The organism is Oceanihabitans sp. IOP_32, from assembly GCF_009498295.1.
In the GTDB taxonomy this organism is placed as follows: Bacteria; Bacteroidota; Bacteroidia; order Flavobacteriales; family Flavobacteriaceae; genus Wocania; species Wocania indica.
On sequence record NZ_CP040813.1, the window covers coordinates 926,529 to 946,723 of the forward strand.

At 34.3% G+C, this 20,195-nt stretch carries 20 protein-coding genes; 11 read left to right on the forward strand and 9 right to left on the reverse strand.

The annotated features are described in order from the left end of the window. Nucleotides 1–45: 45 nt before the first annotated feature. Nucleotides 46–1,341, reverse strand: coding sequence for a tyrosine--tRNA ligase (tyrS, locus tag FEZ18_RS03895; RefSeq protein WP_153267107.1), 1,296 nt, complete (start codon nt 1,339–1,341; stop codon nt 46–48). A 225-nt stretch (nt 1,342–1,566) separates the two neighbouring features. Here tyrS and FEZ18_RS03900 point away from each other — a divergent pair, with 225 nt between their 5' ends. Then, the gene (locus FEZ18_RS03900) at nt 1,567–2,574 is read left to right on the forward strand and encodes an NAD-dependent epimerase/dehydratase family protein (protein WP_153267108.1); all 1,008 of its coding nucleotides are present in this window, start codon (nt 1,567–1,569) and stop codon (nt 2,572–2,574) included. Here the strand turns inward: FEZ18_RS03900 and FEZ18_RS03905 are convergent. The 3 genes from FEZ18_RS03905 to FEZ18_RS03915 are packed head-to-tail and all read right to left on the reverse strand — an operon-like array spanning nt 2,543 to nt 5,241. Next, nucleotides 2,543–3,163 carry a DUF4296 domain-containing protein gene (locus tag FEZ18_RS03905; RefSeq protein WP_153267109.1) on the reverse strand — a complete coding sequence of 207 codons (621 nt, stop codon included), beginning with the start codon at nt 3,161–3,163 and terminating at the stop codon, nt 2,543–2,545. The genes FEZ18_RS03900 and FEZ18_RS03905 overlap by 32 nt on opposite strands. Further along, on the reverse strand, nt 3,160–4,506 hold the full coding sequence (locus FEZ18_RS03910; protein ID WP_153267110.1) for a dihydroorotase: 1,347 nt from the start codon (nt 4,504–4,506) through the stop codon (nt 3,160–3,162). Before FEZ18_RS03910 ends, FEZ18_RS03905 begins: the two co-directional genes overlap by 4 nt. Before the next feature lie 9 nt (nt 4,507–4,515). Then, on the reverse strand, nt 4,516–5,241 hold the full coding sequence (locus FEZ18_RS03915) for a polyprenol monophosphomannose synthase (RefSeq protein WP_153267111.1): 726 nt from the start codon (nt 5,239–5,241) through the stop codon (nt 4,516–4,518). Between the two features lie 118 nt (nt 5,242–5,359). On the opposite strand from FEZ18_RS03915, the gene FEZ18_RS03920 reads away from it, so the two are divergent. Then, nucleotides 5,360–6,004 (forward strand): DUF4271 domain-containing protein, encoded by a 645-nt coding sequence (locus FEZ18_RS03920; RefSeq protein WP_153267112.1) that lies wholly within the window; start codon nt 5,360–5,362, stop codon nt 6,002–6,004. Nucleotides 6,005–6,030: 26 nt separating this feature from the next. Beyond that, the gene (locus FEZ18_RS03925) at nt 6,031–6,780 is read left to right on the forward strand and encodes a uroporphyrinogen-III synthase (RefSeq protein WP_153267113.1); all 750 of its coding nucleotides are present in this window, start codon (nt 6,031–6,033) and stop codon (nt 6,778–6,780) included. Between the two features lie 79 nt (nt 6,781–6,859). On the opposite strand, the gene pckA is transcribed toward FEZ18_RS03925, so the two are convergent. Both pckA and FEZ18_RS03935 read right to left on the reverse strand, forming a co-directional pair. Beyond that, nucleotides 6,860–8,476 (reverse strand): phosphoenolpyruvate carboxykinase (ATP), encoded by a 1,617-nt coding sequence (gene pckA / locus FEZ18_RS03930; protein WP_153267114.1) that lies wholly within the window; start codon nt 8,474–8,476, stop codon nt 6,860–6,862. A 67-nt stretch (nt 8,477–8,543) separates the two neighbouring features. Continuing rightward, nucleotides 8,544–8,951, reverse strand: a complete 408-nt coding sequence (locus FEZ18_RS03935; RefSeq protein WP_228122842.1) for a DUF423 domain-containing protein — start codon at nt 8,949–8,951, stop codon at nt 8,544–8,546. 91 nt (nt 8,952–9,042) lie between these two features. Between FEZ18_RS03935 and FEZ18_RS03940 the strand changes: the two genes are divergently transcribed. Then, complete coding sequence (locus tag FEZ18_RS03940; protein WP_153267115.1) at nt 9,043–10,407, forward strand: saccharopine dehydrogenase family protein; 1,365 nt, start codon at nt 9,043–9,045, stop codon at nt 10,405–10,407. 30 nt (nt 10,408–10,437) lie between these two features. Here FEZ18_RS03940 and dinB read toward each other — a convergent pair whose 3' ends face one another. Then, a complete protein-coding gene (gene dinB, locus FEZ18_RS03945) occupies nt 10,438–11,535 on the reverse strand; it encodes a DNA polymerase IV (RefSeq protein WP_153267116.1) in 1,098 nt (365 codons plus the stop codon). 73 nt (nt 11,536–11,608) lie between these two features. Between dinB and FEZ18_RS03950 the strand changes: the two genes are divergently transcribed. From FEZ18_RS03950 to FEZ18_RS03960, 3 genes are read left to right on the forward strand one after another with little or no spacing between them, the layout of a single operon-like run. Beyond that, nucleotides 11,609–12,094, forward strand: coding sequence for a CYTH domain-containing protein (locus FEZ18_RS03950; RefSeq protein WP_153267117.1), 486 nt, complete (start codon nt 11,609–11,611; stop codon nt 12,092–12,094). 3 nt (nt 12,095–12,097) lie between these two features. Then, on the forward strand, nt 12,098–12,643 hold the full coding sequence (locus FEZ18_RS03955) for a YciI family protein (protein ID WP_153267118.1): 546 nt from the start codon (nt 12,098–12,100) through the stop codon (nt 12,641–12,643). Continuing rightward, nucleotides 12,643–13,518 carry an endonuclease/exonuclease/phosphatase family protein gene (locus FEZ18_RS03960; protein ID WP_153267119.1) on the forward strand — a complete coding sequence of 292 codons (876 nt, stop codon included), beginning with the start codon at nt 12,643–12,645 and terminating at the stop codon, nt 13,516–13,518. The genes FEZ18_RS03955 and FEZ18_RS03960 overlap by 1 nt, the downstream gene beginning before the upstream one ends. A gap of 1 nt (nt 13,519) precedes the next feature. Here FEZ18_RS03960 and pbpC read toward each other — a convergent pair whose 3' ends face one another. Further along, nucleotides 13,520–15,871, reverse strand: a complete 2,352-nt coding sequence (gene pbpC / locus FEZ18_RS03965; RefSeq protein WP_153267120.1) for a penicillin-binding protein 1C — start codon at nt 15,869–15,871, stop codon at nt 13,520–13,522. Nucleotides 15,872–16,150: 279 nt separating this feature from the next. Here pbpC and FEZ18_RS03970 point away from each other — a divergent pair, with 279 nt between their 5' ends. The 4 genes from FEZ18_RS03970 (at nt 16,151) to FEZ18_RS03985 (ending at nt 19,371) form a co-directional block, all read left to right on the forward strand. Then, nucleotides 16,151–17,167: an outer membrane beta-barrel protein gene (locus FEZ18_RS03970; protein WP_153267121.1), complete on the forward strand. Its 1,017-nt coding sequence runs from the start codon at nt 16,151–16,153 to the stop codon at nt 17,165–17,167. A gap of 547 nt (nt 17,168–17,714) precedes the next feature. Beyond that, the gene (gene trmB / locus FEZ18_RS03975; protein ID WP_153267122.1) at nt 17,715–18,392 is read left to right on the forward strand and encodes a tRNA (guanosine(46)-N7)-methyltransferase TrmB; all 678 of its coding nucleotides are present in this window, start codon (nt 17,715–17,717) and stop codon (nt 18,390–18,392) included. After that, entirely contained in the window at nt 18,392–19,021 is a 630-nt protein-coding gene (locus tag FEZ18_RS03980; RefSeq protein WP_153267123.1) for a LysE family transporter, read from the forward strand. Before trmB ends, FEZ18_RS03980 begins: the two co-directional genes overlap by 1 nt. After that, complete coding sequence (locus FEZ18_RS03985) at nt 19,021–19,371, forward strand: MGMT family protein (RefSeq protein WP_153267124.1); 351 nt, start codon at nt 19,021–19,023, stop codon at nt 19,369–19,371. The genes FEZ18_RS03980 and FEZ18_RS03985 overlap by 1 nt, the downstream gene beginning before the upstream one ends. Here FEZ18_RS03985 and FEZ18_RS03990 read toward each other — a convergent pair. Further along, on the reverse strand, nt 19,354–20,193 hold the full coding sequence (locus FEZ18_RS03990) for a hypothetical protein (protein ID WP_153267125.1): 840 nt from the start codon (nt 20,191–20,193) through the stop codon (nt 19,354–19,356). The genes FEZ18_RS03985 and FEZ18_RS03990 overlap by 18 nt on opposite strands. Nucleotides 20,194–20,195: the final 2 nt, after the last annotated feature.

Here is a 20,195-nt window from a genome sequence, read left to right on the forward strand (position 1 = left end):
TGATTGATTAAAAAAGCCTGAGTTTACGCTCAGGCTTTTATACATTTAAGATATTCGTAAAACGAAATAATTCTTTTTACCCCGTTGCAATAAAACAAACTTCTTGTTAATTAAATCTTGTGCCGTAATCTTATACCCTTCTTGTACCTTTTCTTGGTTAACCGAAATGGAATTTTCTTTAAGAGCACGACGAGCCTCACCGTTCGATTTTAAAAAGCCTCCTTTCTCTGCTAGAGCTGCAATTATATCTAAACCTTCCTCTATGTCGGATGCCTTAATTTCTGTTTGTGGTACCCCATCGAAAACATCTAAAAAAGTCTGTTCGTTTAATCCTTTTAAATCATCACTAGTAGATTTACCAAACAAGATTGCACTGGCAGTAATGGCATTGTCTAAGTCTTCCTTACTATGTACCATGGTGGTAATTTCTTCAGCCAAACGTTTCTGTAAAATTCGTAAGTGTGGTGTTTCTTTATGCGCTTCAATTAAAGCTTCAATCTCTTCTCGTGATAAAAACGTGAAAATTTTTATATATTTTTCAGCATCTATATCACTTGTATTTAACCAGTATTGGTAAAATTTATATGGCGAGGTTCTTTCTGGGTCTAACCAAATGTTTCCCCCTTCAGATTTTCCAAATTTAGTCCCATCGGCTTTAGTTATTAAAGGCCATGTTATACCGTAGCCCTTTCCAGAATCTACGCGTCTAATCAACTCGGCACCTGTGGTGATGTTTCCCCATTGGTCGCTACCACCCATTTGAAGGGTACATTGTTTTTCTCTATATAAATGTAAAAAATCGTAGCCTTGAACTAACTGATACGTAAACTCTGTAAAACTCATTCCTACAGACGACTCTGATGATAAACGTTTTTTTACCGAATCTTTAGACATCATATAGTTTACCGTAATGTGTTTACCAACGTCGCGAATAAATTCTAAGAAGGTAAAAGACTTCATCCAGTCGTAATTATTAACCATAATAGCAGCGTTTTCAGCATCGCTATCGAAATCTAAAAACCGTGATAATTGCGCTTTAATTCCGTTTTGGTTATGTATAAGCGTTTCTTCATTAAGTAAATTACGCTCATCAGATTTTCCAGAGGGATCTCCAATCATACCAGTAGCACCGCCAACAAGGGCGACAGGCTTATGTCCCGATAATTGTAAATGCTTGAGTCCCATAACACCAACTAAATGGCCAATGTGCAAAGAATCTGCAGTAGGATCAATACCCACGTAAGCCAAACGCATCGCCTCTAACAAATGCTCTTCTGTACCTGGCATACAATCTTGTATCATGCCCCTCCAAGTTAATTCTTCAACAAAATTCTTTATCATTTTTGAATAATTTTATAAAATCATGCAAAGATAAAAATACGAGCATAATTATGCTTGTAATATGAATAATTCTTTGTTTACCGCGCTAAACTAAATCATTTCACTTAGTTCAAGACATCATACCAATGCATATAAAAAATACTAGTAACGGTTAAAACCTAAAGATATCAAATATTACACCTCAAGTTTAACTTTTAAATTTGAAATATTCACTACTTTAGTTGCATGATTTTAGTTACTGGAGGCACAGGTTTAGTTGGTGCACATTTACTTTATAAACTGGTTAAAAACAACGAAAAAGTTCGAGCAATATATAGAAACGAACACAAGCTTAAACACGTAAAACAAGTGTTTTCGACTTACTCGGACGATGATGATGCTCTTTTTAACCATATAGATTGGATAGAAGCCAATATTTTAGATATTAGCCAACTTAATGATGCTTTTACGAACGTTACTCAGGTATACCACTGTGCAGCTTTTATATCTTTTGACCCTAACAAACACAAAGCTTTATGTAAAATTAATATTGAGGGCACCGCGAATATTGTTAATTTTTGCATTTCTAACAACATAGAAAAATTATGTTATGTTAGCTCGATTGCTACGACAGGAAAACCCATTAATAATGAGGTTATTACCGAAGAAACGCACTGGAATCCTGAAGATGATAATAGCTTCTATGCCATAACTAAATATGGAGCCGAAATGGAGGTTTGGCGTGCCTCAGAAGAAGGTGTAAACGTTGTTATTGTAAATCCTGGCGTTATTTTAGGCGCAGGTGTTTGGAGTTCTGCTAGTACTCAGTTGTTTAAAAAAGCACATAAAGGCTTAACCTATTACACCACAGGAACTATTGGTTTAATAGATGTTAAAGATGTGGTATCCATTATGATTGACCTTCAAAAAAGTGACATCATAAACAAACGTTTTATATTAGTTGCTGAAAACTGGAGCTATCAAAAGTTTTTGCAAACCATGACCAAGGCTTTAAACGCCAATCCTCCAAAAAAATTAGCTAAACCTTGGCTCCTACAGCTGGCATGGAGATTAGATTGGCTATTACATAAATTAACCGGTAAAGAAAGACAACTAACCAAACAAATGGCCACATCGTTAACTACTAAGACCATATATAGTAATCAGGAAATTAAAAATGCCCTTAAAGTTGAGTTTACACCTATAAATAAAACCATTTCATCTATTGCAAATCGATATCTCGAACAGGTTTAATTAACTTTGCTTTTGTTTTAGGTTTAAGTTTAAGTTGTAATACAGAATCTTTCTTTTTCAAAAGAGCCAAAGTGTCTTTTATTTTTGTTAATCGTAAGGAATCCTTTGTACTCGAAAGATTTAACGCTTCCTTTTCAGTTAAGGATTTAAGACTTTCTCGTAATTGTAAAATATGTTTGGAGTTATTTTTGACGACTAAACTTAAAGAGTCCCTTAAAGCTTTATCTTCAGCTTCTTGAGCGACTAACACATCGAACTGCTTTTTTAACCGCTCTAAGCTATCTTGAGCTTTTTCGTAAATAGCTTTGTAATCGTCTATAAAATAAGCGTAGTAATTATTGCTTAAAGCAAATTGTAAGCTATCCACCCCATGTTTGTTGTACACATAGTTTTCTGCCTCGAGGTTGTTTTTTTCAAGAATGGTTTTGTTGGACCCCGTTGCCGAAGAAAGCAAGCGTATATCGAGAATAATATCAACCATTTTATCCTTAGAAATTAAATTCTCGGGCTTAGCGGGTTTGTCGTAATTAAAACACGAAAAAAAACTTGTTAAAATAACAAAATTCGCAAATAATCGTTTTAAAATCATCTATTAAAAGTTAATCGTTTTGCAGCAGTCAAGTCGTAAAATTTAAAGTTTTTATAGGCTAAACTACCGTTAACAAAAGTGTGCGTTACGCGTGATCTAAATGTTGTACCATCAAAAGGCGACCACTCACATTTGTAAAGAATATTATCTTTTTTTACCGTCCATGGATTATTTAAATCGACAAAAACCAAATCGGCAAAATATCCTTCTTTTATAAATCCGCGCTTTTCAATCTGAAACAAAATAGCGGGATTATGACACATTTTCTCTACAATTTTCTCTATTGAAATTTTACCTTTATGATGCATTTCAAGCATAGCGGTTAACGCGTGTTGTACTAGGGGTCCGCCAGATGGTGCTTTGGTATAAACGTTATTTTTTTCTTCTAAAGTGTGTGGTGCATGATCTGTAGCAATAACGTCAATTCTATCGTCTAACAAGGCTTCCCACAACTTATCGTTATCTGTTTGTGTTTTTACAGCAGGATTCCATTTTATTAACGAACCTTTTGTATCGTAATCTTTATCGGTAAACCATAAATGATGCACGCAAACTTCGGCGGTAATTTTCTTGTCTTTTAAAGGAATTTTATTGCTAAACAAGTTGGTTTCTTTTCCTGTCGACAAATGAAATACATGTAATCTAGCACCTGTTTTTTTTGCCAATTCGATAGCCTTGGATGATGATAAATAACAGGCCTCTGCACTTCTAATTTCGGGGTGATATTGCATAGGAATGTCCTCGCCATAGGTATCTAAAAAAGTTTCGAAATTAGCTTTAATCGTATCTTCATCTTCGCAATGCACGGCAATTAGCAAATCTGTTTTAGAAAATATTTTCTCTAAAACCTCTGGATTATCAACCAACATATTACCGGTTGAAGAGCCTAAAAAAAGCTTTAAAGCCGCTACTTTTTTAGGATCAACTTTTAAAATTTCTTCTAAATTATCGTTCGTACCACCAAACATAAATGAATAATTGGCTGCCGATGTTTTTGAAGCTATAGTAAACTTTTCTTCTAATTTTTCTATCGTTGTGGTTTGCGGGTTTGTGTTTGGCATTTCAATAAAGGAGGTAATACCACCAGCAATAGCGGCTCTAGACTCGGTTTCTATAGTGGCTTTGTGTGTTAATCCCGGTTCTCTAAAATGAACCTGATCGTCTATAACCCCTGGAAGTACAAACTGACCTTCGGCATCAATGAGTTGAACATCGGAGGTTTTTGCGCTTATAGAGGTGTTTATTTCCTTAATATACTGCCCTTCAATTAATATATCGCCATTAAAAATCTCGCCTTCATTTACAATCTGAGCATTTTTAATAAGTACCGTTTTTAGTGTCATTTTATACTTTTATTTGTTAAATAAACTTTTTAGTTTCATCGAAATTACCCCAAAAATTGCTTCAGAAATTATACCAGAACTCAACTTAGATTCTCCTAGTTTCCGATCGGTAAATATAACAGGAATTTCAACTATTTTAAATTTCTTTAAATAGGCTTTAAATTTCATTTCAATCTGGAAGGCATACCCAATAAACTTAACAGCGTCTAAATCTATCGTTTCTAAAACTATACGTTTATAGCATACAAAACCAGCCGTGGTGTCGTGAATTTTCATTCTTGTTATAAATTTAACATATTTTGAAGCAAAATAAGACATAAGTAGCCTTTTCATGTCCCAATTAACCACATTTACCGAATTATTAATATATCGCGATCCAATTGCTAAATCTGCACCTCCGTCTTTACATGTTGAATATAAGCGTATTAAATCTTTGGGGTCGTGGGAAAAATCGGCATCCATTTCAAAAATATATTGATACGATCGCTTTAAGCACCACTTGAAACCGTGAATATACGCAGTACCTAGCCCCGATTTTTCCTTTCTCACTTCTAAAAATAGTCTATCGGGAAACTCGATTTGAAGCGCTTTAACTTTTAAGGCTGTTAAATCTGGAGAATTATCGTCTACAATAAGCACATGAATGTGGTTAGACTGAGAAAAAACAGCTCTTATAATAGCTTCTATATTTTCAATTTCGTTGTAAGTAGGAATTATAACAACCGTATCTCGCATTTAATAATAAATTACAATTATGAATTTTAGCAAATGTACATTATTTAAAAGATTGTTGTTTTTTAATATTACACATTATTTATGGCCATAGTGTGAAATTTTATAATAATTTTACAGCATGTTTCGCGATATTGTTTTTAATGACATATTTACTATCCTTTTAATAACAGGGCTTGTTATAATTGCTACGGCTAAACTCGTGGCTCCGCAGCGTTTTAGCGATTTTAGTTATATTCTAAGCAACTTTAAATACCTTAAAATATATTCTAAACACCAAAAATTTCTCGATAAGTTTGATGCTTTACTTTTTGGCAACTTCATTATTTCCTTATCCATTTTTAGTTATTTAGTTTATCAAAATATTACAAATACTAAAATCATTTCAATTAATGTGCTTTTTAAATTGGCCTTTGGTATTGGCTCCTTTTTTTTAATAAAAGTGCTTATCGAACGTTTATTGGGTAGCCTATTTGAAATTGACAAATTAATAGGTCATTACATCTTTCAAAAAATAAGCTACAGAAACTTTATAGGGGTTATATTACTACCTATTAACGCTTTATTAATTTTTACCATTACACCAACTCTGGTTATTTTTAACATAATAATTACACTTCTACTAATTATTAATATTTTGGGTGTAATAACCTCATTTAAAACACATCAAAACGTAATAAAAGCTAACTTATTTTATATTATTGTGTATCTTTGCGCACTCGAAATAGCGCCATACATTATTTTGTACAACGTACTAATTTCGTAAAGCAATAAAACAAACTAATTGTGTATATGAAAGTTAAAACAATTTTAGTCTCACAGCCTGAACCTAAGATAGAAAACTCCCCATATTTTGATTTGGTGGAGAAGTTAAAGGTGAAAATCGATTTCAGACCCTTCATACATGTTGAAGGTGTTTCTGCAAAAGATATCAGACAGCAAAAAATAGATTTAAATGACTATACTGCTATCATATTAACCAGCAGAAACGCAGTAGATCATTTTTTTAGAATTGCTGAAGAAATGCGTTTTAAAGTGCCAGATACTATGAAGTATTTCTGCCAGTCTGAAGCAGTGGCTTACTACCTCCAAAAGTATGTGGTTTACAGAAAGCGTAAAATTTATGTTGGTAAACGGACTTTTTCTGAACTTTCACCTTTAATTAAAAAATATAAAGATGAAAAGTTTTTATTGCCAAACACCGATAAGATTAAACCAGAAGTACCTAGTACATTAGATGCCCTAGGTGTAAACTGGAAACAAGCAACCTTCTTTAAAACGGTTGTAAGCGATCTTTCAGATTTAGAAAATGTAACCTACGATGTGCTGGTCTTTTTTAGCCCTTCAGGTATTGAATCTTTGTTTAAAAACTTTCCGAATTTTAAACAAAATGATACCCGAATAGCTGTATTTGGAGACACCACCATTAAAGCGGTTGAAGAAAAGGGGTTACGAGTAGATATTGCTGCCCCAACTCCCGAAACACCGTCAATGACTATGGCTTTACAAAAATATATTGATAAGGCGAATAAAGGAAAATAAATTCCTATTAAGTAACAAAAAAAGCGGGTGGTTTTTAAAAACCACCCGCTTTTTTGTTATCACTTAAATTATTATTTTTTTAGAAAGAGTACCGCTGCGGACCGCCACGTCTTATCTCCTCACTAGCATCCGATTCGAATTTTTTAAAGTTTTCACGAAAAGCATTAGTTAATTTAAATGCTGTTTTATAATACGCTTCGTCGTTATTCCAAGTGGCTCGGGGACTTAATACTTTTGTTGGAACACCAGGGCAAGATCTTGGTTGCGCTACTCCAAAAACAGAGTGAATATGGTAATCTTCATAATTATACAACCCTAAATCTCCATTTAATACCGCATTAATCATGGCACGAGTGTATTTAAGCTTCATTCGGGTACCCACACCGTAAGGACCACCGGTCCAACCTGTATTAACCAACCAAACATTCACCCCGGTTTTTTTCATTTTTTCGCTGAGCATTTGGGCATATTTAGCAGGATGTAAAGGCATAAAAGGTTCGCCAAAGCAAGCAGAAAAAGAAGGCTGAGGCTCAACAACGCCAGCTTCTGTACCAGCAACTTTAGCCGTATAACCCGAGATAAAGTGATACGCTGCTTGGCTTGGGGTTAATTTAGAAATTGGGGGTAAAACTCCAAAAGCGTCGGCGGTTAAAAAGAAGATATTCTTTGGATTTCCACCAATAGAAGGTGTTTTTATATTGTCTATATGGTAAATCGGGTAGCTTACCCTTGTATTCTGAGTGATAGAGCTATCTTTAAAATCTACTACTCCTTTGTTATCTAAAATAACATTTTCAAGAATGGCGCCTTTTTTAATGGCATCATATATTTCAGGTTCTTGTTCGCGCGATAAATTAATAACTTTGGCATAACAACCACCTTCGAAGTTAAATACCGTATTTTCGCTAGTCCATCCATGTTCATCATCTCCAATTAAGCTGCGGTTTGGATCTGTCGATAAAGTCGTTTTTCCAGTTCCAGATAACCCGAAGAAAATTGCAGTATCACCCTCTTTTCCCACATTGGCACTACAGTGCATTGGCAAGGTGTTTTTAAACACTGGTAATATAAAATTTAAAGCAGAAAATATACCCTTCTTAATTTCGCCAGTATAGCCAGTTCCTCCTATTAATGCTATTTTTTTTGTGAAATTTAAAATCGCAAAATTGTGCTGTCGAGTGCCGTCTACTTCGGGATCTGCCATAAAACCAGGCGCATTAACTACAGTCCATTCGGGATTAAAATCTTTTAATTCGTCTTCGGTTGGACGTAAAAACATGTTGTAAGCAAATTGATTACTCCAAGCATATTCGTTTATAAGTCGAATGTTTAATTTATAATTGGGATCGGCACAGGCATAACTATCTCTAACAAACACCTCTTTATTAGATAAATAATTTACAACTTTAGTGTATAAAGCATCAAATTTATCGGTTTCAAAAGGAATATTAATGTCGCCCCACCAAACGCGATCTTTAGTTACAGCATCTTTTACAATAAATCGATCTTTAGGGGAGCGTCCCGTAAACTCTCCAGTATTAACTGCGAGAGCACCAGAAGATGCTTCAACCCCCTGCCCTTTTTCTATGGCAATATCGTGTAGCTGCTCTGGTGAGAGTTGATAATTGACTTTGGCATTTTTAATTCCGTAGGCGTCTAACGAAATCGTTTTCGTAACTTGATTGTTATTTACCATTGTTATTATAAAATTATTTTATCATACAAAAATAAACATTATTTTAAGCCTTCAAATTATTTGACAATCATTTTGATTTTATTTTTAAAAACCCCCTCAACAATAAGATCCAGGCTGTAATTAAAAACAGTCCTCCAAAAGGGGTTATTAGTGCTATATTTTTAAAATTAAACGCGGTTAATTGGTTTGTTGCTAAACCGTAGATGGATCCAGAAAAGAAAAACACGCCTATTAGAACCAAATAAAAAATAAGTTGTTTAGCTTTTGTACTCAAGGCAGATGTTGCCCCCAGAAACAACAGTAATAAGGCATGGTACATTTGGTAACGTACGCCAGTTTCAAAAGTTTGCAACGATTCTTGAGAAATTAATTTCTCTAGGCCGTGAGCACCAAAGGCTCCCAAAATCACGCTGGTTAAACCAAAACAAGTTCCAGTAAGAAAAATTATTTTATCTATTTTAAATATATTATTCATAAAAAATCTCTTTTATTTTTATTAAATTCGTAATCCTTTTAGCGTTAAAATTCAAAATCTAAAAACACAAAATTAATTAACAAATTCCACTATGCGAAAAATTTTAGTTATTGGTTCTGGTAAATCCACATCTTACCTTATAAAATACTTGTTAAATAAGTCTGAATCTGAGAACCTTCACCTTACCATTGGCGATATTGATATAGAACCAGCTAAAAAATTAATTAATAATCATAGCAATGCCACAGCCATAAAACTGGATGTTTTTAATGAAGCTTCTCGAATTAAAGCTATAAAAAACGCAGATATTGTTGTCTCGATGTTACCCGCCCGTTTTCATATTGAAGTTGCTAAAGACTGCATCAACTACAAGAAAAATATGGTAACTGCATCTTACGTTAGCCCCGAAATGCAAGCTTTAAATCAAGATGCTAAAGCTCATGGCCTTATTTTAATGAATGAAATTGGAGTAGATCCTGGTATAGATCACATGAGTGCTATGCACGTTTTAGATCGTATTAGAGATAAAGGCGGTAAAATTATTTTGTTTGAATCGTTTACGGGTGGCTTAGTTGCTCCAGAAAGTGATAATAACCTGTGGAACTATAAATTTACATGGAACCCTAGAAACGTAGTTATTGCAGGACAAGGTAGTGCTGCAAAATTTTTACAAGAAGGCACTTATAAATACATTCCATACAACCGATTGTTTAGACGCACAGAATTTTTAGATATCGACGGTTTTGGTCGCTTTGAAGCTTATGCCAATCGGGACTCCTTAAAATACCAAAGTGTTTATGGTTTAGACCATACTAAATCGCTTTACCGAGGCACCATACGCCGTGTGGGGTTTAGCCGTGCTTGGAATATTTTTGTTGCCTTAGGAATGACCGACGATAGCTATACTATCGACGATAGTGAAAATATGAGTTATCGCGATTTTGTAAATGCCTTTTTACCGTACAGCCCAACAGATTCTGTTGAATTAAAATTAAGACACGCCCTAAAAATAGATCAAGACGATATTATTTGGGATAAATTAGTTGAGCTTGATATTTTTAACGACAGCAAGCAAGTAGGTCTTAAAAAAGCAACACCTGCACAAATTCTTCAAAAAATATTAATGGACAGTTGGACCTTAGAACCTCAGGATAAAGATATGATTGTAATGTATCATAAATTTGGTTACGAACTAGATGGCAAAAAACATCAAATAGACGCCACCATGGTAACCCTTGGCGAAGACCAAACTTATACGGCCATGGCAAAAACTGTGGGCTTACCAGTCGCCATGGCAACACTTGCAATACTTAATAATAAGATTACAACACCTGGTGTACAAATACCAATTAATAAAGAGGTTTACGAGCCAATTTTAAAAGAACTGGAAGCTTATGGTATTGTTTTTAAAGAAAAACAAGTGCCCTATTTAGGATATAACCCAGAAACACTTTAAGCGTTATATATAGAATTCAAAACCAACACGTTAGAATTCGAATTTAAGCTGAACACTGACACTTTTGCGTGCTATTTTTTTTGTCGTTTCGGTATTTAAATTAGAAAGAGAAATACCTAAAAGCCTAACAGAATTTTTTAATTTTTCTTGATACAGCAAATCTTTAGCCGTTTCTAAAATAATACTAGTATCACTGATATAATACGGTAAGGTCTTACTTCGAGTTTGTATTGTAAAATCGCTATACTTTATTTTTAAGGTTATTGTTTTTCCGGCGACTTTGCTTTTGGTTAAACGTCGCGAAACCTCATCTGCGATATGCTTTAATTTTTCGAGCATAAAAATCTCAGACGACAGATTTTCACTAAAAGTACGCTCGGCAGCAAGGCTCTTTCGAATTCTATTAGGTTTTACTGGACTGTGCTGAATACCCCTAACAATATTGTAGTAATATTGACCAGATTTACCAAAATTTTCTACCAAATACTCTAAAGATTTTTGTTTTAAATCCAATCCCGTAAAAATACCATTTTGATACATTTTTTCGGCGGTCACTTTACCAACACCATAAAACTTTCGTATCTCTAAACTTTCCAAAAACGCTATGACTTCTTCTGGATTTACAGTTTTTTGTCCGTTGGGCTTATTAAAATCACTAGCTACTTTTGCGATAAACTTATTAATAGAAATTCCAGCCGATGCCGTTAAACCAATCTCATTAAGAATACGTGCTCTAATCTCGCTTGCTAATAAAGAAGCACTTGGATTTCCTTTTTTATTTTCGGTAACATCTAAATACGCTTCGTCTAGCGACAGTGGCTCAACTAAATTAGTATACTCATAAAAAATTGATTTTATTTGTTTTGAAATTTCAGCATAGCGCTCAAATCGAGGCGGCACAAATATTAATTCTGGACATAATTTTGCTGCTAAATGACCTGCCATGGCACTTTTTACTCCAAAAACTCTAGCCTCGTAACTTGCAGCGCTAACCACCCCACGTTTACCACCACCGCCCACAGCTAAAGGCTTACCTTTTAAATCTGGATTATCCAACTGTTCTACCGAAGCGTAAAACGCGTCCATATCCACATGAATTATTTTCCGAATTGGTAAATCGTCTATCATAGCGTAAATTTAGCCATTTAATACCTTTTAATTATATTTACTGCTAAACAATCAAATTTTGACTCGGCTCTTAATGATAGAGATAGAACGTAAATTTTTAGTAAACTCAGACAAATTTAAAGAAGAAGCTTTTAAAGACACCCGTATTGTACAAGGGTTTTTAAATCGAGATCCCCAACGTACTGTGCGAGTGCGATTACATGGCGATACAGGTGTTTTAACCGTAAAAGGAGCTTCTTCAAACCGTGGTTTATCGCGTTTTGAATGGGAAAAACAAATTGAAAAACACGAAGCAGAAGCACTCTTAAACTATTGCGAAACTGGTATTATTGATAAAACACGATATGAGGTTAAAGTTAACGACCATATATTTGAAGTCGATGTGTTTAATGGCGACAATGTAGGTTTAATTATTGCTGAAATTGAATTAGAACATGAAAACGAGGCTTTCGAAAAGCCGAAATGGTTGGGTCAAGAAGTCACTGGACAAATAAAATACTACAATTCTCAACTAAGTAAATGCCCTTTCAACACTTGGGGTCTTAACACTAATAAATAAATCATGAAAAAAACACTATTCATCAGCTTCACTCTACTCCTGTTTATAGCCTGCAAAGAAGACCAAAAACGCCCCGTTAAAGAAGCTGAAGAAACTGTTACAGAAAGCACAAAAGACTCGCTGGCTGAAATCGATATTACAGATAAAGAACCCCCTAAAAAATCTATACAGCAGATAAAAGAAGCACTGCACGCCAAGGGCTTTAAAACCATGGAATATGTTGACGATCAATCAAAAGATACCGTTTTAATGCAACAATATTTTATGGTATTTATAAAGAACGGGGCTATTCGCGTACAAAACGAAGAGGAAGATGCCGCATTACAAGAAGCACATGTAAATCATTTAAAAAAAATGTATGCCATGGGTTTTGCCGATATTATAGGCCCCCTAGTAAACGATGGGGAAATACGTAGTATTACTATTTATAATGTACCAACGTTAAAAATTGCTGATAGCTTAGCAAAATCAGATCTTATGGTAAAAATAGGACAATTAGAAGTTGAAATACACCCTTGGTGGGCCATAAAAGGTGCCACTTTACGCTAATGTTAAAAATTAAAAGAACACCATACCGATTTGCAAACATACTAGGTGTTCTTACCTTGCTCATTATTCATTTTGTAGTTAAAGAGTATAATTTCTTAAGTGCATTACTCTATTATATGTTTCCGTTGCCTGTTCTTATAGCAATCATACTCTTTTTAAGTTTTTTTCTAGATAAAACATTTAAGAAAATTTATTTTTTAATAGCTGCAATACTTTTATTTATTTGGCTAGGAAGAAGTTTTAAAATTAACTTGTCTGAAACTATAAAGCCCAACGATTTGGAAGTCGTTTTTTGGAACGCCTCCAGAAAACGAGGGTTTTTAGATGCTTTTGAGCAAAACAAAGGTGTACCAGATGTTTTAGTAATCGCTGAAGGTTTAAAAAATAACCTTGAAGCTCTTAAGCGCGATTACCCTGATTATCATTTTTATGTCTTTAAAAAAGAAATTGCCATATTCTCAAAAACACCCATATCAGGTATAGAAAAAATAATAGGCTCTTATGGTACAACTATTATAAAATTTGAAGTGAACACCATTAATTTCTTTGCTGTCGATGTATCTGGAAGTATCGATGTACCCAGAAAATGGAGTTTAGATTTTATAAATACACATTTAGAAAACAAAAAAAACAAAATAATTTTAGGTGATTTTAACACTCCAGTTGAATCTAAATTTTTTAAAGACATTAAAACGCATTTTAATCATGCATTTAACCAAAAAGGGAACGGTTTTAGAGAAACTTGGTGTTGGAATATTCCCTTGCTTTCTCTCGATCATATATGGGTATCAAAAGACCTGAAAATTGTTAAAACACAAAAATTAGGGACGTTTAAATCCGATCACAGTATGCTTAGAACATATATTAGAAAATAAACTATTCCATAATTTCAACCCAGCGTTTTACTTCGTTCCCAAAGGTATCAACCACCGTAATTATATGTTTTCCAGCCGTTGGTTTTACAGCAAACTCATGGATATCTGTTGTGCTACCCAAATATTTTGAATTTAAATACCAAAAAAGAGTAACCTCGGGTTTTGAATGCGCTATTTTTAAAACCAAATCGTTGGTATGGCCATCAAAGTCTTTAGGTAAAAAGATGCTATTATCTGCTTTAGGATAAATAAATTGCATGCTAATGGCATTATTTCCCAAACAATCGTTTCTAAACTTAGGTAACGGTTTATAAAACGGATTTTTGGTCTTGTAATAATATGCCATTAATGGTGGTAAAACAAACCAAGGTTTCGGCTTTATATTATCTACAGTTTCACAAGAAGTATTCACTTGGTATTGCTCTGTTTTATCTAAATGAATTAAAACGTGATACGGACAAGGTTTGGTTTTTAGTCCACTTATTTGAATAAATTCACTTGTTGTATGTTCACAATTTTGAGAAGCTCTATAGCCACTTGCTTTACAAATATCTACCGCTTGCATTTCATCAAAAGGTTTAGAAAACCATTTACTATTTGGTAATACACTAAACACATCAAATAAAATCGGCGCCGCAGTTTCTACACCAACTAAACCCGGCCGACCTTCACCATCGGCATTACCCACCCAAACACCAACCACGTATTTTTTGGTGGTTCCAATGGCCCAAGCATCACGAAAACCAAAACTAGTGCCTGTTTTCCATGCGATTTGTTTGGAGCCATCAAAAAACTCCCAGCTATCGTCGCTTTCTGGTCTGTTAACTTCTTTTAAACTGTTATACGTTAAATATATTGAAGCCGCATCGAATAAGATTTTATCGCTTATTTTCTGGCCAAAATCTATCGCTTCAGAAGCTATAAAAGTTGGTTCGCAAAATTCATTTGAAAAATATTCACTAGAAGTTTCAGAAAAATGATTTAAAGTGGACGATAAAGCCGCATAACTTTTACACAAATCCCACAAACTACTTTCTGCTCCACCAAGAATTAAGGACAAACCATAATGATTGGCATTGTATTTTAAATCCTTTAACTTTAATACTTTTAAATAATGATGAAATCGATCTAAACCAAATTCCTGTAACATTCTAACCGAAGGCACATTTAATGATCGTGATAATGCCCGACTTGCTGGTACTACCCCATCGTAACTTTTATTATAGTTTTCGGGGTTATAACTTCCAAATTGAGTAGGTACATCGGCCACCAAAGTATGGGGTAAAATATCGCCAGCATCAAGCATCGCCGCGTATAAAAAAGGTTTTAAAACACTACCTGTGCTTCTGGGTTTATCAATAATATCAACATCTTTTTGATGAGTCCTAGAGGTTGGTGTGTTTCCTACATAGGCCAAAACTTGTCTGGTATCTACATCTAAAACTAAAACTGCCGCATTGTAAATTTCATTCTGACTTAGTTTGTTATAATGATTTCGAACCATACCGTTAACCTGCTTTTGAAGCTTAGTATTAATTGTTGTTTGTACACGTTTTCCAGAGTGCGATACTACTACTTTTTGTAACAAATGAGGTGCTGTTTGCGGCAAGGCATAGGGCTTTTGAGGTAACGCCTCGAGAATAGATAAGTTGTAAGTTAAAGAATCAATAACGCTATTTTTTAATAGTTTTTTTAGTAATCGATTCCGTTTTTGAAGCAAACGCTCCTGATTTTTTCCAGGATAAATTAAACTCGGTGCATTAGGTAAAACCGCTAGAGTGGCGCTTTCTGCCCAAGACAAATATTTGGGGTCGCTATTAAAATAACGCCAAGATGCAGCGTTTAAACCTACCACATTGCCACCAAATGGCGCATGACTAGCATAAAGCGATAATATTTTATCTTTAGAGTATCGAAATTCTAGCCTTGTAGCTAAAATAAGTTCTTTTAATTTTTCGAAATAAGTACGTGATTTACCTTTTCTAGAAAGTCGGATAACCTGCTGTGTTAAGGTACTACCGCCACGTGTAACTTGTCCGCTTTTTAAATTATCTCTAAAGGCTTTAAATATAGAAATAGGATTAAAGCCAGGGTGATTATAAAAATATTCGTCCTCAAATTGAATGATGCACGTTTTAAACTTTTCTGGAATCGAATCGGTTTCAGGAAATCGCCATTGTCCATCATCTGCAATTTGCGCTCCTAACAATTCATTATTAGAACAAGTAATAACGGTCGATGTGGCGTCTTTAAAAAGCTTATTTGGTAAACAAAAATAATAACTAAGTAAAACCAAGATAAGAACTACCAATTTAATTATATGCCGTTTTATGTAATCTGTAAATCTTATCACCTAAAAAAAATAATAATCGTTGTATCCTACAAATTTAAACTGTTAGTGATATTTAAAGCTATAAGATCGTTTAATTTTACAAAATGCGATAGACTCCAGAATTTATTCATCAATCAAAATAAATAATACCAAAACACGCATAGAAAAAAACCAATATTCCGCTAAAATTAATATGCTAGGTTTTAAAACACATAAAAAGTAGATCATATGCTTTTATTTAATAGTTTTGAAGCGATTTTTTAAATATAGATAAAGTCAAACTAATCGAAATAAAATATTATGAAAAAATTCACGACACTATCAATGCTTTTTCTGGCAACGGTATTGTTTGCCCAAGAAGAACCTAAAAGTAAAAAACTAGTGCTTAGTGGTACTGTAGATGTTTATTACCAAACTAATTTAACAAGCACCGATAAGGCTAATGACCTTTTTAATGGTGGAGAAGGTGGAGTTCAATCGTTTGGTACATCGTTTGCTAACCAAACAGGATTTGCATTAGGGATGGCAAATCTAATAGCATCTTACGACGGTGAAAAAACTGGTGCTGTGGCAGATTTAGCTTTTGGAACAAGAGGTTTGCAAGCCGTTGGTGGAGATACCGATGTTTTTATTAACCAAATATATGCGTATTGGCACATCTCGCAAAAAACAACCTTAACTTTGGGTAGGTTTAATACATATTTAGGTTACGAAGTTATTTCGCCTTCTGGAAATTTTAACTATAGTACCTCTTATTTATTTTCTAGTGGTCCTTTTTCTCATGTGGGCTTAAAAGCTGATTTTAGTTTGGCTAACGATTTTAATCTAATGCTAGCCATAATGAATCCCACCGATGTTAATAACGATTTAGTAGGTGGTTATGCCTTAGGAGCACAATTGGGATATGCAGGGCATTTCTTAAATTTCTATTATGATGATAAAGAAATTTTAGGGCTTGAATTGGACTACACCGGAAGTTTTACAGTAACAGACGATTTTTCGGTTGGCCTGAATGTGGGCTATGCCGATAACGAGGGTAACGGGTTTTATGGAGCTGCTATTTACCCGAAACTAGCCACTTCTGATAATTTCGCTATCGGATTACGAGGCGAATATTTTAATTGGAGAACCAAAGGTGCTGCTAATAACCCTGATGTGTTCTCGGTAACGCTAACGGGGAGCTATTCGGTTGAAAACTTAATTCTTAAACCAGAACTGCGCTTAGACAGTAATTCGGAAGCTATTTATTACGACCACGATTTAAAGCCAACAAAAGAACTTGCAGTGTTTACGGTAGCAGCAATTTATTCATTCTAAAAAAACAATCTTTTTTTAAGCACGTTATATTTATAATTTTTTCAATGGAAAAAAAAGCGTGGGAAGCTGTTTGTTTTTATTTATGAAGATGATTGAGGTTCTTATACCAAATTAGCCATGTCATGCCGCATATAATTTGTTTACTCACATTTTTCTATTTTATAAATAGGTGTTCATGATGTGCTTCGCAGTTCTTTTTCGCCCATATTTCGGTATAAAATAAAACCATAACTCAGGCTATGCTTTGATTTTAGCTCACGCCCATATTATAATAAAATAACGAGTTCGTGAATCTGCGATTTCTATCTCATCTGAACAAAAAATAATTCAAATTAATAATACGACATTTCAAAACTAAATTGGTATTATTAAGAGATTGCCACGTTGTGCCACTTCGCGATGACGGCTTATTGCGCTATTTACCAATCTCAATTGTTAAATACTAAACAAATAGAATAGGTCTTTACTACGCCATAAATAATATTAGGTGTTTATTGTATATTTGCATGATTTTATAGAATTATTAATCTAAAATAGATAGCACAACTTGGGAAGCAAAAATAAACTTAGGCGCTTTAAGGAAAACGAAACTTTTGCCAATGTATTTCAACCAACAAGAGAAGAATTAGTTGATTCGAACTTCGAATTAAAAGGCCATTGGAGGTCAACGGTTTTTAAAAACAATAACCCCTTAGTTTTAGAATTAGGTTGTGGTAAGGGCGAATACAGTATCGCTTTAGCTCAAAAATATCCAGATAAAAATTTTATTGGTATTGACATAAAAGGGGCGCGATTTTGGCGCGGTGCAAAAACGGCCATCGAAGAAAACATAAACAATGTCGCCTTTTTACGAACACAAATTGAACTTATAGACCATGCGTTTGCTGAAAATGAAGTAGACGAAATTTGGATTACATTTCCAGATCCGCAAATAAAATATAAGCGTACAAAACACCGCCTGACTAATATCCAGTTTTTAAAACGTTACAAACAAATTCTAAAACCAGAAGGCGTTGTCAACTTAAAAACTGACAGCGAATTTATGCATGGTTATACGCTTGGTTTACTGCACGGTGCAGGACATGAAGTACTTTATGCAAATCATAATGTATACAAACAAGAGGGTAGCCCAGAAGAGGTTACTAGCATCCAAACCTTTTACGAATCGCAATATTTAGAACAAAACAAACCAATTACGTATATTCGGTTTAAAATTAACAGTTAGTGACTATTACCTTTATCTTTTTTTTAGGTTTATTTATAGCTTTAGTGGGGGTTGTTCCGCCAGGGCTTTTAAATATAACAGCCGCTAAAATAAGTCTGAAAGAAGGACATACAAGAGGTATCGTGTTTTCTATAGGTGTTTGTCTTACTGTAATTGCTCAAACCTATATAGCTGCGCTTTTTGCGAGATATTTAAGTAATCATCCAGAAGTTATAAGCATCCTGCAACGCGTAGCCTTTGTTATTTTTGTTTTAATAACTGTTTATTTTTTATTTATAACAAAAAAGCAACCAAAAAAACAAAAAGTACCCAAAATTCGGAGTAAACGCAGTCGCTTTTTTCACGGTGTCTTTTTGTCGGCTATCAATGTCTTCCCCATACCCTACCAAGCCTACATGACCATTACTTTAGCCTCGTTTGGATGGTTAAAATTCGACCAAATAAGTATAATAACTTATGTTGCTGGGGCGGCAACAGGCACCTTTGTTATGCTATATGTGTACATATTCTTTTTCGATAAAATTAAAGAAAAGCCGTTTACCTCTCAACAAAACATGAATCTTATTATAGGTTGTATTACAGGAATTATTTCTATAATTACATTCGTTAATATTATTAGAGCATTGTGATGAAACCAGAAACTTTAAATTTCTTTGATAAAGTTTACCAAGTCGTACTATTAATTCCTTTCGGGAAAGTAACGAGTTATGGCGCTATTGCCAATTATTTAGGTTCCAGTAAGAGCGCTCGTATGGTAGGTTATGCCATGAATAATTCACACCAGAAAAACGTCCCTGCCCACCGTGTTGTAAATAGAAAAGGGTTGTTAACGGGCAAACATCATTTTGATGGCAGCAACCTTATGCAGCAAATTTTAGAAAGTGAAGGGATTGTCGTTGTAGATAACCAAATACAAAATTTTGAAAAAGTGTTTTGGGATCCTTCAAAAGCGCTGAAGCCCTTAAAAGAAAACCCCTAGACCCAAAGTTACATTTGAAAATTTCTGATTTCCAATTTTAAGATGCTCATAGCCTCCTATAAATTTGTATCGCTTGAGATGATAATTTAAAAGACCGCGAAATGTATTAACAGTTTCCTTATTGATGAATGCTTGATTAAAATTTGCCTCAACACTTAGCGGTTTGGCAAAAAATAATTCGGCACCCAGTCCGTAAGTAAAGCCTAAGTTATTCACTCGTCCGTCTACATAAGAAGCTCCCAATCCCCACCAAGCATCAAATTTTTCAGTACGAACGCGGTGGTATTTTGCCAATGCCATGTATACACCCAAATTATCATATCCAAAATTAGGGTTGTTTTCCCACAATTGCAGGTAATTTAACTGCGCACTCCAGCGTTTTAGAAACCGCATGTTTAGATTTAAATTCAACCCTTTTAATCGGCTATTTTCAGAAATATATCGACCCGAAAATACCGATCTAAAAATGGGTGTATTCTTATCAGAAGTATACGTGTAATGTCCTTTTTTAGATTGGTAATACGGCGCAGTAGTTAGAAAAGCGCGACTGGCTTTGTTGTCCATTTCAAAAGGGCTCTCAAAGGCAGCAGCATAAACAGTATAGGCAAATATTTGCACAAAAACATCGCCAACAAAATCGGTAAAAAACCCACCACTTTCCGAAGTCTTGTGAGTTTCAGATGCTGTATATTCTAATGTAGAACTAAGGCTACTTTTTTCTGGTAATATTAAACTTTCTTCAGCCTTTTTAATTTTACTTTGTCCCTCAACTGCCGTATTGAAAACAATTAAAATTAGACTAAAAACAAAGTAACGCATCATTT

What these genes read in the sequence shown, in the direction of transcription:
- FEZ18_RS03990 (WP_153267125.1), bottom strand. Translation starts at nt 20,193, where the DNA reads ATGATGCGTTACTTTGTTTTTAGTCTAATTTTAATTGTTTTCAATACG.
- FEZ18_RS03920 (WP_153267112.1), top strand. Translation starts at nt 5,360, where the DNA reads ATGTTTCGCGATATTGTTTTTAATGACATATTTACTATCCTTTTAATA.
- FEZ18_RS03915 (WP_153267111.1), bottom strand. Translation starts at nt 5,241, where the DNA reads ATGCGAGATACGGTTGTTATAATTCCTACTTACAACGAAATTGAAAAT.
- FEZ18_RS03955 (WP_153267118.1), top strand. Translation starts at nt 12,098, where the DNA reads ATGAAAAAAACACTATTCATCAGCTTCACTCTACTCCTGTTTATAGCC.
- FEZ18_RS03935 (WP_228122842.1), bottom strand. Translation starts at nt 8,951, where the DNA reads ATGAATAATATATTTAAAATAGATAAAATAATTTTTCTTACTGGAACT.
- FEZ18_RS03950 (WP_153267117.1), top strand. Translation starts at nt 11,609, where the DNA reads ATGATAGAGATAGAACGTAAATTTTTAGTAAACTCAGACAAATTTAAA.
- FEZ18_RS03900 (WP_153267108.1), top strand. Translation starts at nt 1,567, where the DNA reads ATGATTTTAGTTACTGGAGGCACAGGTTTAGTTGGTGCACATTTACTT.
- FEZ18_RS03905 (WP_153267109.1), bottom strand. Translation starts at nt 3,163, where the DNA reads ATGATTTTAAAACGATTATTTGCGAATTTTGTTATTTTAACAAGTTTT.
- FEZ18_RS03985 (WP_153267124.1), top strand. Translation starts at nt 19,021, where the DNA reads ATGAAACCAGAAACTTTAAATTTCTTTGATAAAGTTTACCAAGTCGTA.
- FEZ18_RS03910 (WP_153267110.1), bottom strand. Translation starts at nt 4,506, where the DNA reads ATGACACTAAAAACGGTACTTATTAAAAATGCTCAGATTGTAAATGAA.
- tyrS (WP_153267107.1), bottom strand. Translation starts at nt 1,341, where the DNA reads ATGATAAAGAATTTTGTTGAAGAATTAACTTGGAGGGGCATGATACAA.
- FEZ18_RS03960 (WP_153267119.1), top strand. Translation starts at nt 12,643, where the DNA reads ATGTTAAAAATTAAAAGAACACCATACCGATTTGCAAACATACTAGGT.
- dinB (WP_153267116.1), bottom strand. Translation starts at nt 11,535, where the DNA reads ATGATAGACGATTTACCAATTCGGAAAATAATTCATGTGGATATGGAC.
- pckA (WP_153267114.1), bottom strand. Translation starts at nt 8,476, where the DNA reads ATGGTAAATAACAATCAAGTTACGAAAACGATTTCGTTAGACGCCTAC.
- FEZ18_RS03940 (WP_153267115.1), top strand. Translation starts at nt 9,043, where the DNA reads ATGCGAAAAATTTTAGTTATTGGTTCTGGTAAATCCACATCTTACCTT.
- FEZ18_RS03925 (WP_153267113.1), top strand. Translation starts at nt 6,031, where the DNA reads ATGAAAGTTAAAACAATTTTAGTCTCACAGCCTGAACCTAAGATAGAA.
- FEZ18_RS03970 (WP_153267121.1), top strand. Translation starts at nt 16,151, where the DNA reads ATGAAAAAATTCACGACACTATCAATGCTTTTTCTGGCAACGGTATTG.